This window comes from Burkholderia sp. Bp8991, assembly GCF_003853795.1.
Classification (GTDB): domain Bacteria; phylum Pseudomonadota; class Gammaproteobacteria; order Burkholderiales; family Burkholderiaceae; genus Burkholderia.
Genome location: NZ_QTQJ01000015.1, coordinates 50,754 through 64,515, shown reverse-complemented (window position 1 = coordinate 64,515; position 13,762 = coordinate 50,754). Strand labels below are relative to the sequence as shown.

At 67.9% G+C, this 13,762-nt stretch carries 13 protein-coding genes and 1 pseudogene; 10 read left to right on the top strand and 4 right to left on the bottom strand.

The annotated features are described in order from the left end of the window. The first annotated feature begins 1 nt into the window (after position 1). The 4 genes from DIE02_RS18580 to DIE02_RS18565 all read left to right on the top strand — a co-directional run bounded on the left by DIE02_RS18580 (position 2) and on the right by DIE02_RS18565 (position 4,092). Complete coding sequence (locus tag DIE02_RS18580) at positions 2-478, top strand: heme-binding protein (protein ID WP_260427866.1); 477 nt, start codon at positions 2-4, stop codon at positions 476-478. 48 nt (positions 479-526) lie between these two features. After that, a complete protein-coding gene (locus DIE02_RS18575) occupies positions 527-1,714 on the top strand; it encodes an acetamidase/formamidase family protein (RefSeq protein ID WP_260427859.1) in 1,188 nt (395 codons plus the stop codon). Positions 1,715-1,809: 95 nt separating this feature from the next. Further along, complete coding sequence (locus DIE02_RS18570) at positions 1,810-3,111, top strand: MFS transporter (protein WP_124521143.1); 1,302 nt, start codon at positions 1,810-1,812, stop codon at positions 3,109-3,111. Positions 3,112-3,159: 48 nt separating this feature from the next. After that, on the top strand, positions 3,160-4,092 hold the full coding sequence (locus DIE02_RS18565) for a fumarylacetoacetate hydrolase family protein (protein WP_044847090.1): 933 nt from the start codon (positions 3,160-3,162) through the stop codon (positions 4,090-4,092). 51 nt (positions 4,093-4,143) lie between these two features. Here DIE02_RS18565 and DIE02_RS18560 read toward each other — a convergent pair whose 3' ends face one another. Further along, positions 4,144-5,013, bottom strand: coding sequence for an AraC family transcriptional regulator (locus tag DIE02_RS18560; protein WP_221623418.1), 870 nt, complete (start codon positions 5,011-5,013; stop codon positions 4,144-4,146). A gap of 337 nt (positions 5,014-5,350) precedes the next feature. On the opposite strand from DIE02_RS18560, the gene DIE02_RS18555 reads away from it, so the two are divergent. The 3 genes and pseudogenes from DIE02_RS18555 to DIE02_RS18545 all read left to right on the top strand — a co-directional run. Next, positions 5,351-6,142 carry an alpha/beta fold hydrolase gene (locus tag DIE02_RS18555; RefSeq protein WP_124521141.1) on the top strand — a complete coding sequence of 264 codons (792 nt, stop codon included), beginning with the start codon at positions 5,351-5,353 and terminating at the stop codon, positions 6,140-6,142. Between the two features lie 113 nt (positions 6,143-6,255). Next, positions 6,256-6,537, top strand: coding sequence for a YciI family protein (locus DIE02_RS18550; RefSeq protein ID WP_044847093.1), 282 nt, complete (start codon positions 6,256-6,258; stop codon positions 6,535-6,537). Between the two features lie 165 nt (positions 6,538-6,702). Beyond that, positions 6,703-7,253 (top strand): annotated as a pseudogene (locus tag DIE02_RS18545) (SDR family NAD(P)-dependent oxidoreductase); the annotation flags it as partial. Between the two features lie 31 nt (positions 7,254-7,284). On the opposite strand, the gene DIE02_RS18540 reads toward DIE02_RS18545, so the two are convergent. The 3 genes from DIE02_RS18540 to DIE02_RS18530 all read right to left on the bottom strand — a co-directional run bounded on the left by DIE02_RS18540 (position 7,285) and on the right by DIE02_RS18530 (position 10,191). Next, the gene (locus tag DIE02_RS18540; RefSeq protein ID WP_124521139.1) at positions 7,285-8,427 is read right to left on the bottom strand and encodes an FAD binding domain-containing protein; all 1,143 of its coding nucleotides are present in this window, start codon (positions 8,425-8,427) and stop codon (positions 7,285-7,287) included. Between the two features lie 37 nt (positions 8,428-8,464). Then, positions 8,465-9,340, bottom strand: coding sequence for an alpha/beta fold hydrolase (locus DIE02_RS18535; protein ID WP_124521137.1), 876 nt, complete (start codon positions 9,338-9,340; stop codon positions 8,465-8,467). 131 nt (positions 9,341-9,471) lie between these two features. Beyond that, positions 9,472-10,191, bottom strand: a complete 720-nt coding sequence (locus DIE02_RS18530) for a TetR/AcrR family transcriptional regulator (RefSeq protein ID WP_124529639.1) — start codon at positions 10,189-10,191, stop codon at positions 9,472-9,474. 362 nt (positions 10,192-10,553) lie between these two features. On the opposite strand from DIE02_RS18530, the gene DIE02_RS18525 reads away from it, so the two are divergent. Genes DIE02_RS18525 through DIE02_RS18515 form a run of 3 tightly spaced genes read left to right on the top strand, consistent with a single transcriptional unit; the run spans position 10,554 to position 13,750 of the window. After that, the gene (locus DIE02_RS18525) at positions 10,554-11,285 is read left to right on the top strand and encodes a YoaK family protein (protein WP_044847097.1); all 732 of its coding nucleotides are present in this window, start codon (positions 10,554-10,556) and stop codon (positions 11,283-11,285) included. A gap of 48 nt (positions 11,286-11,333) precedes the next feature. Then, complete coding sequence (locus DIE02_RS18520) at positions 11,334-12,275, top strand: glyoxalase (protein WP_124529637.1); 942 nt, start codon at positions 11,334-11,336, stop codon at positions 12,273-12,275. Between the two features lie 14 nt (positions 12,276-12,289). Next, complete coding sequence (locus DIE02_RS18515; RefSeq protein ID WP_260427858.1) at positions 12,290-13,750, top strand: alginate export family protein; 1,461 nt, start codon at positions 12,290-12,292, stop codon at positions 13,748-13,750. Positions 13,751-13,762: the final 12 nt, after the last annotated feature.

Genomic DNA, 13,762 nt, shown 5'->3' with positions numbered 1-13,762 from the left:
CATGCACGCTGCGTGCGCGCAAGAGGTGCGCAGTGACGCCGCGACCCTGACCTATGCGCTGAGCTACGCGCAGACGCAGGCGCTGCTGTCGCTCGCGATTGCCGAGGCCGATGCACGGCACCTGGCGATGGGTTTCGCGGTCGTGGATCCCGGCGGCCATCTGCTCGCCGCCGTGCGGATGGATGGTGCGTCGTTTTCGAGCATCGACTTCGCGCGCGGCAAGGCGTTCGCGTCCGTCGCGCTCGGCGGCCAGTCAGGCGTCACGCTCGAACATCGCTACCGGGACGATCCGTCCGAGTACAGCAACATGTCCGGCGCCGGCTATTACGCGCCGTTCCTGCCCGGCCGCGGCACGTTCCCCGTCTTCATGAACGGTCATCTGCTCGGTGCGATCGGCGCCGCCGGCGCGCCGTCCGAGATCGACGATCAGGTGGTGCTGAAGGCGATCGCCGGGCTCGGTGCCCAATCCGCGCGTTGAACGCGCATTGTCCTTGAAACCCAGTCTGGAAGACGTATGAGACACAACATGGAAATCGAACACGCGGCCGGCACGCCGGCGAGCGGCACGGAAACGAGCGGCGCGATGACGATGGACGGCACCGCGCAATGCCGGCGCACGATGCTGAAGCTAGGCTTCGGCGCGATCGCGGCGGGTCTGGCCGGCGCGGCACGCGCGCAAACGGCGGCCCCCGGGGCGCGGGCGGCCACGCCGCACGTCCTGCCGGGCGGCAAGACGGTGAAGCTCGTGCCGTCGTGGAAGACGGTGCAGGTCGGTCAGATGACGCCGGACGCCGAGGCCGCGGCTTCGATCCGGTCGGGCGACACGGTCTGGTACGACGGCACGTGGACCAATTGGGGCAATGAAGCGAAGTACGGGATGGGATTCAAGGAGCGCGAGCCCATCCGCAAGAAATATCCGAACGGTGCATTCTCGTTGATCGGGCCCGTCGAGATCGACGGCGCCGAGCCGGGCGACCTCGTCGAATGCCGGATGCTGAAGATGCGGCCGATCGATTGGGGCTGGAATTCGGCGCCGCCGGGCGTCGGCGCGCTGCCCGGCGATTTCGGCCCGTATCTGCGGTACCTGAAGTTCGATGACGCGCGCACCTACGCATCGTACGTACCGGGCGTGCGGATTCCGCTGAAGCCGTTCCAGGCCTATCTCGGCACCCAGCCGCCCGGCGACCGGGTGACCAGCGCGAACTTCGCAGGCAGCTACGGCGGCAATCTCGACTGCGCCGTGCTCGGCGTCGGGACCTCGGTGTTTCTGCCCGTGCAGGTCGCCGGCGCGCGCGTGTGGACGGGCGGTTCCATGGGCGCATCGGGCGAGGGAAACATCGATCAGACGTCGATCGAATCCGCGTTCGAGGAGATGCGCATCCAGTTCCTGCTCCACAAGCGATCGGCGCTCAACGGCCCGCTGGCCGAGACCCCGGAACACTGGATCGCCTTCGGCTTCGCCGACAGCCTCGACGACGCGCTCGTGTCGTGCATTCGCCAGACGATCGGCTGGATGTCGTCGGCCACGGGAATCCCGGCGGTCGATTGCTACGGGATCCTGAGCGTGGCCGGCAGCTTCCGGATCACGCAGTACGCGCACCAGACCGGCACGGTCTACAAGACGGAGCCGCCGAAAGGCGTGCACTGCATGGTGCCGAAGAACATATTCTCCGCCGGCATGCTGCGGCGCCTGTCCGATTACGTGCGCGCGTAAGCGCACGTTCCTTACCGCTTTGGAACGACCGGCCGCGCGGGCCGCGGCCGTGCTTCACGGCGAGCCGGCCCGCGCGCGCCGCAGGAGGTTGCGTAGTGAATTCGCATGACCAACACACCACGGCCGACGCCGGCAGCCAGGACATCGGCGGAATGCGCCGGGCTGTCGCACTGCTCGTTTGCTTTCTCGTCGTCGTTCTCGACGGCTTCAACACGACGTCGATCTCGTTCGTCGTGCCGACGCTGGCGCGCGACTGGCATCTCGCGCCGGCCGCGTTCACGCCGGTCTTCGTCGCGACGAATGTCGGCGCGGCGATCGGTTTCATTGTCACCGGATCGCTCGCCCATCGTTTCGGGCATCGCGCCGTCGGGCTGGCCAGCGTCGTGCTGTTCGGCGGCTGCACGCTGCTGACGGCGGTCGCGGACAGCGTGGCGCTGCTGTCGGTGATGCGCGTCCTGGCGGCGATCGGGCTGGGCGCGGCGTTGCCGATCGCGATCACGGCGTCGGCTTCGATCATCGGCGCGAAGCACAAGGTTGCCGCGTCGGTGCTCGTGACGACCGGGATGTCGGTCGGTGCCGTGACCGGGGGCGTGATCGGTGGGCCGCTGATGCACGGCTTCGGCTGGCAGTCGGTATTCCTGATCGGCGGTGCATTGCCGTTCGTGGTCGCGCCGGCGTTCTTCGGGATCCTGCCGGCGGCCACCGCCGAGGAGAAGGGCGCGACGCATCCGGAGCGGCCGGTGGCGAATCCGGTCCGCGCGCTGTTCGCCGACGGCCGTGCCGGCTATACAGGCGTGCTGTGGCTGTTCTCGTTCCTGATCTTCATGGACGTCTATGCGCTGTTGTTCTGGCTGCCGACCCTGCTGCTCTCGTTCGGCTTTTCGCTCGATCGGGCACCGGCCGGCATGGCTGCGTTCAGTGTCGGCGGGTTGAGCGGCAACCTGCTGATGACGGCCGCGGTGACGGCGATGACGGTTGCGGGCAGGTTGCGCGTGAAGTCGGCACTGGCGGTGGGGATCGTCTGCGTGATCGCCGGCATCGGCGCGTTGAGCCAGGCCGCGTTGCCGCTGTCGACCGTGCTGCTGTCGATCGGCGTGATCGGCGCGGGGCTCGTCAACGGAATCATGGGCCAGACGGCGCTCGCGGTGGCGTTTTATCCGCCGGCCATCCGCGCCACCGGCGTTGGCTGGGGGCATGCGATCGGGCGGATCGGTTCTTTCATCGGCCCCGCGATCGGCGGCGCACTGCTCGCGACCGGCTGGGAGCCGCGCAACATCGTGCTCGTGGCCGTGGTGCCGGCGATCGCGGCAATTGCCGCGCTCGGCGCGCTGGCGATCATCGGCCGCCGCACGCCCGAACGCGAAGCGCCCGCGGGCGGCGCGTCGACCGTGCACTGAGTCGTTTTCGACACATCTTCCTCGCAACCAGCGGAATCACGCTCAACCATGAAAATCATTGCTTATTCGGACGCGGGCACTCAAGCGCTCGGCGTCGTCACCAGCGATACGCAGTTCATCCCGGTCGCGGAGATCGCGCCGGACTTGCCCGCGACTCTGATCGAGATCCTCGAGATGGATGACGGGCTCGACCGTCTGCGCGCATCGGCCGCCGGCCGGACCGGCACCCGGTTGCTCGCGTCCGTGACGCTGAAGCCGTTCCTCGGCCGGCCCAACGCGATGTGGGCGCTTGCGCTGAACTTCAAGAGCCACATCGCCGAGACCGGCCTGCAAACGAATCCCGACTATCCGCACCTGTTCCTGCGCACGGCCGCGTCGTATGTCGGCGCGGGCGAGCCGATCGTCGCGCCGCCGGAACCGGTTGCGCGCGCATTCGATTACGAGGGCGAACTCGGCGTGATCATCGGCAAGCCGGGGCGCTACATTCCCGTCGAGCGCGCGCTGGAATACGTCGCCGGCTACACGTGCCTGAACGAGGGCTCGGTGCGCGAATACCAGGTGCACAACCGGCAGTTCGGCCTCGGGAAATGCTTCGAGGCGTCGGGGTCTTACGGTCCGTGGCTGATGACCGCGGACGAATTCGGCAACCCGGCGAAGCACACCGTGCTCACGCGAATCAACGGCGTCGTGCGGCAGCGCGCGCCCCTCGACGACATGCTCGTCGACGTCGCGCGCACGGTCAGCTACCTGAGTCGCGGCTACCGGTTGCGCCCTGGCGACCTGATCGCGATGGGGACGCCGGGCGCGCTGAAGCCCGAACCGGATGATGTGGAGGGCAACGACCTGACGCGCCAGTACGGACCGTTCCCGACGCCGGGCCTCGTGCACATGCGTCCGGGCGACTGGGTCGAGATCGAGATCGACGGGCTGGGCGTGCTGGGCAATCCGGTGATTGCCGATCCGACCGACCTGCTCGCCTGACCGGTACCGCATGTGCGCCAGCGCGTGCATGCGGCAGACCGGCCGCGCCGGTCAGTCGAATCGCTCGAGATCGAGCGTGACCGAATGCCGGCGAAAATCGCTCGGCGGCACGCCCATGTGCTGCGCAAAGAAGCGGGTGAAGTGGCTGTGTTCCTCGAAGCCGAGCTCGTCCGCGATATCGGCGAGCGGCCGGTCGCTCGCCGCGAGCAGCCGGATGGCGTGCGACATTCTCACCCAGTCGATGAAGTGCTGCGGCGAGATGCCCATGCAGCGCCGGAACTGCTCGAAAAAACGCGACCGCGACAACCCTACCTCGGCGGCGACCTGCGTGACCGTCATGTTCGCGGATGGCGCGCGCTTGATGAAGTCGAGCGCCTTCCGGATTCTGAAGTCGACCGGACGCGTCGACGGCGCGATGCGCGTCGTCAGTTCGGGATCGGCGAAATCGCGCCCGAGTGCCGTCACGAGATCGTCGAGGATCGGCAGGCAGCCCGCATCCTGCGCAACGAGATGATTCGTGATGGCGGCGGCCAGCCGATCGACGTGATGCTGCACGTCCGGCGTCACGACGACGATCCTGCGCGGGAAGATGTCGGCCGGGCCGCCGTCCGCGAGGCCGAGCTGCTTGCGCAGCCACGGCGTTTCGATCACGAGCGACAGGATCAGCGACGGCGTGTCCTTGTTCGCGCACTTTGCGTGTTCGACCCACGGATTCAGGCAGATCGCGGAGTCGGCACTGAGCGTGCAGTCCTCCGCACCCATCCGGAAATCGCAGTCGCTGCCGCCCAGCTTGAACAAGAATTGGTACTGCGAGTGCGCATGGGCGACCAGCGGCCGGCTGATGAAGTTCACCGTGGCACGGCCGAACTCGCCTTGCAGAATCCAGACGGGCTTTTCCGATTCCATTGCTGCTTGCGCCATTTCAACCTTCTCCGGTATCGCCGCGGCTGGAGCGCCGTCGCAGGTTTCGCTCGCTCCGCTTCGATGCAAACGGCTGGCACCGTTGCGATAAAGCGATGGCGCCTGAACGTCCGCACAAGCCATCTACTAAATCAAATGCGCGGCGGCCCGTCAATCCGGGGAAGATCGCAGACGCGCATTGCGCAACGCATCGACATGCCTCGCGATAAAAAATCCGGACGATCCGGTAAGCCGTCGCTTCAATCGACCATCGCCTCCGCCGCCCGAAAGATAGAGTGTGAAGCGAGTGGGCCGCACGGCGCTGCCCCGGCTAGTCCGAGTTGACGAGAGGCTGAGGATGAAAGCATGGTTTGAACGCGAGGGTATCCGTTTCGCATATGAAGAGTCCGGCCCGAAGGAAGCGCCGGTGGTCGTTTTCAGTCACGGTTTCCTGATGGACGGCGACATGTTTCGCCCGAACGTCGACGCACTGGACGACACGTTCCGGTGTGTCGTCTGGGATCAGCGCGGCTTCGGCACGACCGGGCCGATCGACCGCGCGTTCAGCTACTGGGACTCGGCCCGCGACCTGATCGCGCTGCTCGATCACCTGGAAATCGCGACGGCTTCGCTGGTCGGGATGTCGCAGGGCGGGTTCGTGTCGATGCGTGCGGCGCTGCTCGAACCCGCCAGGTTCCGCGCGCTCGCGCTGATCGCGACGCGCAGCGATCTCGACGAGGCACCGGTGATTGCGTCGTTCGAGGAACTCAAGGCGGAGTGGGCGCGAAATGGTGCGGCGAACGTCGCCGAGCACCTCGCCGGGTTCCTGCTCGGCGCCGGCTTTCCCGCGTCGGCGTGGATCGAGAAATGGCTGAAGATTCCGCGCGATCATTTCGAATACCCGGTCGATGCGCTGACGTCGCGCGACGACATCACACCGCGGCTCGCCGAGATCACGCATGCGTCGATCGTCGTTCACGGCATGGCCGATGCGGCCATTCCGCTGCGTTGCGGCGAGGCGCTTGCCGAAGGGCTGCCGAACTCCAAGGGAATAGTCGGCGTGGCCGGGGCCGGACACACGCCGAATCTGACCCATGCCCACGATGTCAATCCGAAGCTGCGGGATTTCCTGCTGCGCTACGGCCGCTGATCGCGTCGATGCGCTCGCTCTGATGAAACGGCTCCGTTCACGAGTTCATAGGATGCTTGGTGATATTGGAGGAATCCGAATCAAATGATGGATTCTGAAAATTAGGAAAGAACATGCTATTTATTGTCTACTGCCTCGATCACCCGGGTATGGCGGAGCGGCGCCAGGCCCACTTTGCCGCACACAAGGCGCGGTTGCTCGCTTCGCCGTTGAAGGCGCGCATTGCCGGGCCGCTCATCGATCCGGACGGCTCGGTGGGCGGGAGCCTGTTTCTTTACGACGCCGACGATATCGAAGCAGTACGGCGACTCGTGCTCGACGATCCGTTCCATACGGAAGGCATCTGGAAGACGGTCGACATCCGGTTCTTCCTGAACCGCGCAGATGAGCACTGAGGCGCCTTTGCGCCATTCATCGGCCCCGCGGCGCGCGTTCGTGAGCGGGGCCAAGGAAATGCAGTCCGCGCGTGCATCGATCAACGGGATGACGCCACCGGTATCGCACGTCTTTGACGCGTGTGCCGCCTGCGCCCGCCGGGGCGGTCGCGACGGGTTGAAGCCGCGCTTGCCGCGATGGTCAACAACGTCGGTTTCTATGCGCCGGGCACGATTTTCAGCGCCGACGACGACGCATGGGGGCGGTACTTCCTCGTCAACTGATGTCCGGCGTGCGGCTCACGCGCGCTTACCCGAAGGGCATGATCGCACGCGGCCGGGGGCGCGCGGTGTTCGTATCGTCGGAGTCCGTGTTGAACGTTCCCCCGGACATGCTCGCCTACGGCTTCTCGAAGACCGCTCGACTGAGCGTCGCCCGCGGCATCGCGAAGCAGGCGGCCGGCAGCGGCGTGACTGTGAACGCGGTCCTGCCGGGGCCGACATTGTCGGATGGCTTCCGCTCGATGGTTGAGGCGACCGCGGCACGGCAGGGCAAGTCCGTGGAGCAGTTCGGCATCGACTTCGTGTGCGCGCATCGGCGCAGCTCGATTCTCCAGCGGCCGATCATGCCGGAGGAGGTCGCGAACCTGGTCGTCTACGTACGTTCGCCGCAGGCGTCGGCGACCGCCGGCGCCTCGTTGCGGGTCGATGGCGGCGTGGTCGAGAGCATTGCGTGATCGAACGATGCGGCACACGGCCGGTGTGCCGTCACGCGCGTCCCATGATCCGCGTACCGAGCGAGATGCCGAGCGCGGACAGCGACGCATTGGCCGCGAGCTGCGCGGCTTCCCAGCGCGACAGCGCGGCGTCGAACGCGTTGGCGGGCACGCCGCCGCGCAGCGCCTCGGCAAGACCGACCGCGTTGTCCGCCGCTTTAGCGACACCGGCGGCCGTATGCGGCCGCACGAGGCAGGCCGCGTCGCCGAGCAGCACGGCGCGGCCGAACGCCATGCGCTCGACCGCGAGATCGAGGATCGCCTGTGCGAACGGCGCCTGTGTCGCGTCGACGAGCGCGGCGAGCGTCGGTGCGAGCATCCGGCGGCCGGCGTTCACGAGTTCGAGCCGGTTGTCGTCGCGCATCGCGCCGGGCGGCAGCGAGCCGTCGCGCTGCATGCCGTCCTGGCCGAGAAACAGCGACGGCAGGCGATCCTGCGCGAGCCGCCGGTACCAGACCCAGTTCACGCGCCGCTTGCCGGGCGCGATCGCGCCGTCGCGGCCGGGCACCAGATAGGTCAGGAACAGGTGGGCGTCGCCTTGCTGGAACGTGAAGCGTTCGCGCAGCACCTGCAGCACCGGGTCGGGAAGCAGGTGCTCGTCGACGAGCCCGCGCCACGCGACATACCCCGCGTACGCGGGGCGCGCATCGGGCAGCAGCTGCGCGCGCACGGCCGAGCGGCCGCCGTCGGCGCCGACCAGCAGGTCCGCCTGCTCGACGCGGCCGTCCGAGAAATGCGCGATCACGCGCGCGCCGTCCTGCTCGAACCGGTCGAACGCGACGCCGGCGTGCAGGACGTCGGCGGGCAGCGCGCGCTTCAGCGCCGTGTAGATCACGTTCCAGGCGGTCTGCGTCTGTGGCATGTAGAAGCGCTGCACGATACGGTCGCGTTCGTCGACGTAGATCCGGTCGCCCGAATCGACGCCCGCGTCGCGCGGCACAGGCACGCCGCCGAACGCGAACGCGCGCTCGATCGGCGGCTGCAGCACGATGCCGCCGCCGCGACTGTCGAGATCGTTCGGGGATTGCTCGAACACCTTGACGCGCCAACCGGCCGCCCGCAACGCGGTTGCCGTGAACAGTCCGCCCACCGATCCGCCGACGACGATCGCCGACGGTCCCGAAACATCGCTCATGATTGCTTTCCCCCGATGATTCGCCGCACGCGGCGGTTCAACCTTCCCAGTGCGCGAGGAAGTCGAGCAGCAACGCGTTCACGCGCTCCGGCTGCTCCTCCTGCGGCAGGTGCCCGCACTGCGCGATCGGCTCGGCGCGCAGGTTCGTCGCCATGCTTTCCCACACGGACTTCATGTCGAACAGCTTGCCGACCGCGTAGAAATCCTCGCCCCAGATGGCCATCGTCGGGCAGGCGATCGGGACGTCGGCGTCGACGAGATCCTGCTTCACGTCCTCCGCGTTCGCGCGATAGTCGGCCAGCGCGCCGCGCACGGCGCCCGGGCGCCGGTACGCACGCACGTACGTGTCGAACGCGTCGCCGGAGATCGCGTGCGGGTTGTAGCACCAGTCGGCGAAGAAATGGCTCAGCCACTCGGCTTCCTTGCCGGCGATCAGCGCCTCGGGCAGGTCGGGCACCTGATGGAACAGGAAGAACCAGTACGCGCGCGCGGTTTGCGCGGTCATGTTCTGCGCGACGATGCGCGTCGGCACGTTGTCCATCACGACGAGCCGGTCGACGCGCTCGGGGAAGTCCTTCGAGAAGCGCGTCGCGACACGCGCGCCGCGATCGTGGCCGACGAGCGCGATGCGGCCGATGCCGAGCGCATCGAGCAGGCCGGCTACGTCGCGCGCCATGTTGCGCTTGTCGTAGCCGGCGGCCGGCTTGTCGGTTTCGCCGTAGCCGCGCAGGTCGGGCGCGATCACGCGGTAACGCCGCGCCAGCGCCGGGATCTGGAAGCGCCACGCGAAGCTGGTTTCCGGGAACCCGTGCAGCAGCACGACGACCGGCCCGCTGCCGGCATCGATGTAGTGCTGGCGGATGCCGTTCGCGGTGACGGTGTGATGCGTGATCGAAGGCGCGTCGTGGGTCATCGGGTGGTCCCTGTCCGGTTCGGTGTGCGCGCAGCCGGAGGCGGGCGCAGATGCCGTTCGAGGATAGGCGAAGCGATCGGCGCGCCGGATAAATTGTTCTGAAATCGTCTGGCGGCGCGCGGCGCGCCGGATTACGCGCGCCGGCGGCGCCGGCCACCCGCGCCGGATGCGAGCTGCTTCAGCGTAGCGGGCGTGCCGTGGAGAAACGCATCGACCAGCCGTTCGATTTCGGTGTCGAGATCGTCGGGCACCGGCAGGCCGTAGACCCACTTGCGGACGCCGAAATAGAAGATGCTCGCGTGCAAGCTCCAGACCAGTTCGATTTCCGCGTTGCGCTGTGCCTCGGTCGCCGGCGTCGCAATGTCGTATTCGTGCCGCAACTCGCGCAGCACCGGCAGGAACACGCGTTCGCGCAACCGCGACAGGTAGCGCGTGTTGAAACCCTCGCGGCTGAGCCCCGCGAAGATGAAGGTGCGGATCCATTCGCGCCGCAGGATGGTTTGCGCGTACGCGCGATAGAACGTGACGAGCCGTTCCTGCAGCGGGACCGTGCGGTCCGCGATCAGTTTTTCCCAGTCGGAGTTCCACGTGTAGATCTCCTCGTACACGCGATCGATCAGCGCTTCCTTGCTCGGGAAGTACCGGTACAAGAGCGGCTGGGTGACGCCGATTTGCCGCGCGAGTTCGCGCGTGCTGCCGGAAAAGCCGTGCGTCGCGAAGTGCTCGATCGCCTTCTCGACGATTTGCCGCTCGCGCGCTTCCGGCGCGAGCCGGCGGCCCGGCGTGACGGCGTTGCCGTCGGCGTCCGTCCCACGCTCGCGGGCCGGCGTGCTGCGTTTTCTTTCGGTCATGCATCGGCTCCTGATGGCGCGCTTAAGCTATCGATCGAAAAATAACACGATCGGACCGTGCGGGCCGATCGCTGCGCCGCGGTCGCTGCGATGCGGGAGCGTTTGCCTAAGCGTACCGCGTCGCGTCGACCCCGCAGTCCGGCCGGGCGCCCGGGCGGCATATTCAGGAAAATTCAGGGCCGCCGCCATGACATTAAGACGTTCCTTAACTAGTCTTGCTTCCGAACCGCCGTTGGGACCGGACGCCAGTCGGCGCCCCCGGGCCGTTCGGCGTAACCGGAGCGGAACATGCGTTATCTGAACTCGCCGGACGCAGGCAGCACGTGCGCCGGCGCAACCGTCGCCATCCAGGAACCCGGGCCATGCCGACGCAGCCGGTAACCGCGGCCGCGGCACCCGACCACGTGCGCGGCGAGGACGTGTTTCTCGCGTCGATCGCCGGCTACGTCGACACGCTCGGCTTCGTCGCGCTGTTCGGCCTGTTCACCGCGCACGTCACCGGCAACTTCATCCTGATCGGCTCGGGGCTGGCCGGCGTCGGGCAAGGGCTCGTGATCAAGTGGCTCGCATTCCCGGCCTTCATCGCCGGCATCGTCGGCGCGCGCGTGCTCGACCACCGGATGCGTTCGCTCGGCCACGGCCCGCGCGCGCGTTCGCTGTATGCACTGCAGGCCGTGCTGCTGGCCGGGTTCATGCTGGCCGGCGTGATGGCGTCGCCGATCGCGGACGCCGACGCACCGCGCACGATCCTGTGCGGCCTGCTCGGCGCCGCGGCGATGGGCGTCCAGAACGCGCACGGCCGGCTGACGGCGCGCTCGGTCGTCGCCAACACGGTGATGACGGGCAACGTCACGCAGGCGGTGATCGATGCGTTCGACTGGCTCGTGCCGCTTGCCGCGCCGGCCGAACGCGAAGCCGCGCGCGTGCGGCTGCGGCGCACGCTGCCGCCGGTCGCGGGCTTCGCGCTCGGGGCCGGCGCGGGGGCTGCAGCCTATGTGTCCGCCGCGTTCTGGGCGCTGGCGTTGCCGCTCGCGGCCTTGTGCTTCCTCGCCTACCGATCCGGCCGGCCCGACGACGGGCCGGCGTCACGCTGAATCCGCGCGCGGCGTATGGCCGCGCTTGTCATTTTCAAGGAGATTTCGATGATTGCACTGAAGTTGCGACAGGTACTGCGGATGATGGCCGCATCGACGGCCATGTTCGGCGCATTGCTGGCGAGCGCGCCGGCCCACGCGGACGAGACGCGCCTGCTCGATACCTCGTCAGGGAAGGTGCCGGCCGTCGCGGTGGGCCCGCAATACGACACGACGCACGTGTGCGTCGCGCCGGAAGACTTCGACCGCTTCACCGACAGCTTCGTCGCGACGTTCGGCGGCAAGAAGTCGCAGCAGGGCGTGTTCCAGGTCACGCCGACGCCGAGCCAGACGATGTCGCAGCTCGTGCTGACGCCGTTCGGCACGATTTCGGTGTTCGGCTTCAAGACGCCGATCCCGTATCCGTTCTGCGAGGAGCGCACCGGCTACCTCGTCACCGACATGGACGTCGCGATGAAATCGGCACGCGCGCACGGCGCGGACGTGGTCGTCGACACGTTCCCCGATCCGATCGGCCGCGACGCGATCATCCGCTGGCCGGGCGGCGTGAACATGCAGTTGTACTGGCACACCCAGGCGCCGCACTACGACCCGCTGCAGACGGTGCCGGAAAACCGCGTGTACGTGTCGCCGGAAAGCGCGAGCAAGCTGGTGCACGACTTCGTCGCGTTCTCGCGCGGCAAGGTCGTGTCCGACGTGCGCAAGGCGCCGGGCATCGAGATCGGCCGGCCGAACGACACGTATCGCCGCATCCGCATCGAGTCGGGCTTCGGCAGGATGACCGTGCTGGCGACCGACGGCCGTCTGCCTTACCCGTTCGGGCGTGAGATGACCGGCTACGAAGTGCCGGACCTCGCCGCCACGCTGGAGAAGGCCAAGGCCGCCGGCGTGACCGTGCTGGTGCCGCCCTTCACGTCGGACGGGCGCGATGCGGCGCTCGTGCAGTTCCCGGGCGGCTACGTCGCCGAGATCCACGCGCGGTCGAAGTAATGGCGCATCGGGCGATGAGGCGAGCGTGGCGGGGCGTGCTGCCGGCCGCCGTGCTGGCGGGCGGCGTCGCGACATACGCCGGGACGGCGGCCGCCGCCGAGGACACCGTGGCGCCGGCGCCGACCTCGGCCTCGGCCTCGGCCGCCGGCACGACATGCACCGCGAAGCGGCCCGCGGTGCTGTTCAACCGCTGGCAGGAAGACTGGTCGGTGCTCGCGAATCCGTGCGTGCCGCGCAAGCCGCTCGACGGGCTGAAGTACATCCCGCTCGGCGGCGACCCGTCGACCTACCTGTCGCTCGGCGCGAACCTGCGCGAGCGTTTCGAGCTGAACAACGCGCCGCTGTTCGGGCTCGGCGCCGCGCACGACGACAACTACGTGATCCAGCGCGCGACGGTGCACGCGGACCTGCGCTATGCCGGGCATTTCCAGGCGTTCGTGCAGTTCGTCGATGCGCGGCCGTTTGGCAAGGACACGGTCGGTACGGTGGACAAGGATCAGCTCGACATCGAGCAGGCGTTCGTCGCGTATGTCGACCAATTGGGCGGCGGCACGTTCAAGGCGCGGATCGGCCGGCAGGAAATGGCGTACGACCTGCAGCGGTTCGTGTCGGTGCGGGACGGCCCGAACGTTCGTCAGGCATTCGACGCGCTGTGGGCGGATTACGAAATCGGCAACTGGCGGCTGATCGGCTACGTGACGCGTCCGGTGCAATATCGCAACGACGCGGTGTTCGACGACGTGTCGAATCGGCACCTGCGCTTCGACGGCGTGCGGGTCGAGCACAACGCCGTGGGCCCAGGCGAACTGTCGGCCTACTGGTCACGCTATACGCGCGACAACGCGCGCTATCTCGCCGGCGCCGGCACCGAGCGGCGCGACGTGTTCGACATGCGCTACGCGGGCAAGTCTTCCGGGTTCGACTGGGACGCCGAAGCGATGCTGCAGACCGGCCACATCGGCCAGGACACGATCGGCGCATGGGCCTTTGGCGCGCTCGGCGGCTACACGTTCGCGAAAGCGCCGGGCACGCCGCGCATCGGCATCCAGGTCGACGGCGCGTCGGGCGACAAGCATCCCGGCGACGGGCGCATGGGCACGTTCAATCCGCTGTTCCCGAACGGCTATTACTTCACGCTCGCCGGCTACACCGGCTACAGCAACCTGATTCACGTGAAGCCGTCGCTGACGTTCAAGCCGGCCAGCAACGTGACGGTGCTGACCGCGGTCGGTTTCCAGTGGCGCCAGACGACCGCCGATGCGATCTACGGGCAGGGGATGCAGGCGGTGCCCGGCACGGCCGGCAAGGGCGGCGCGCGCACGGGCATGTATGCGCAGGCGCGCGTCGACTGGCTCGTCAATGCGAACGTGGCGCTGGCGGTCGAGGCCGTGCATTTCCAGGTCGCCGATTCGATTCGCGCGCTCGGCGCGCGCAATGCCGACTACGTCGGCATGGAGGCGAAGTTCGGCTGGTAACGCGGCAAGCCG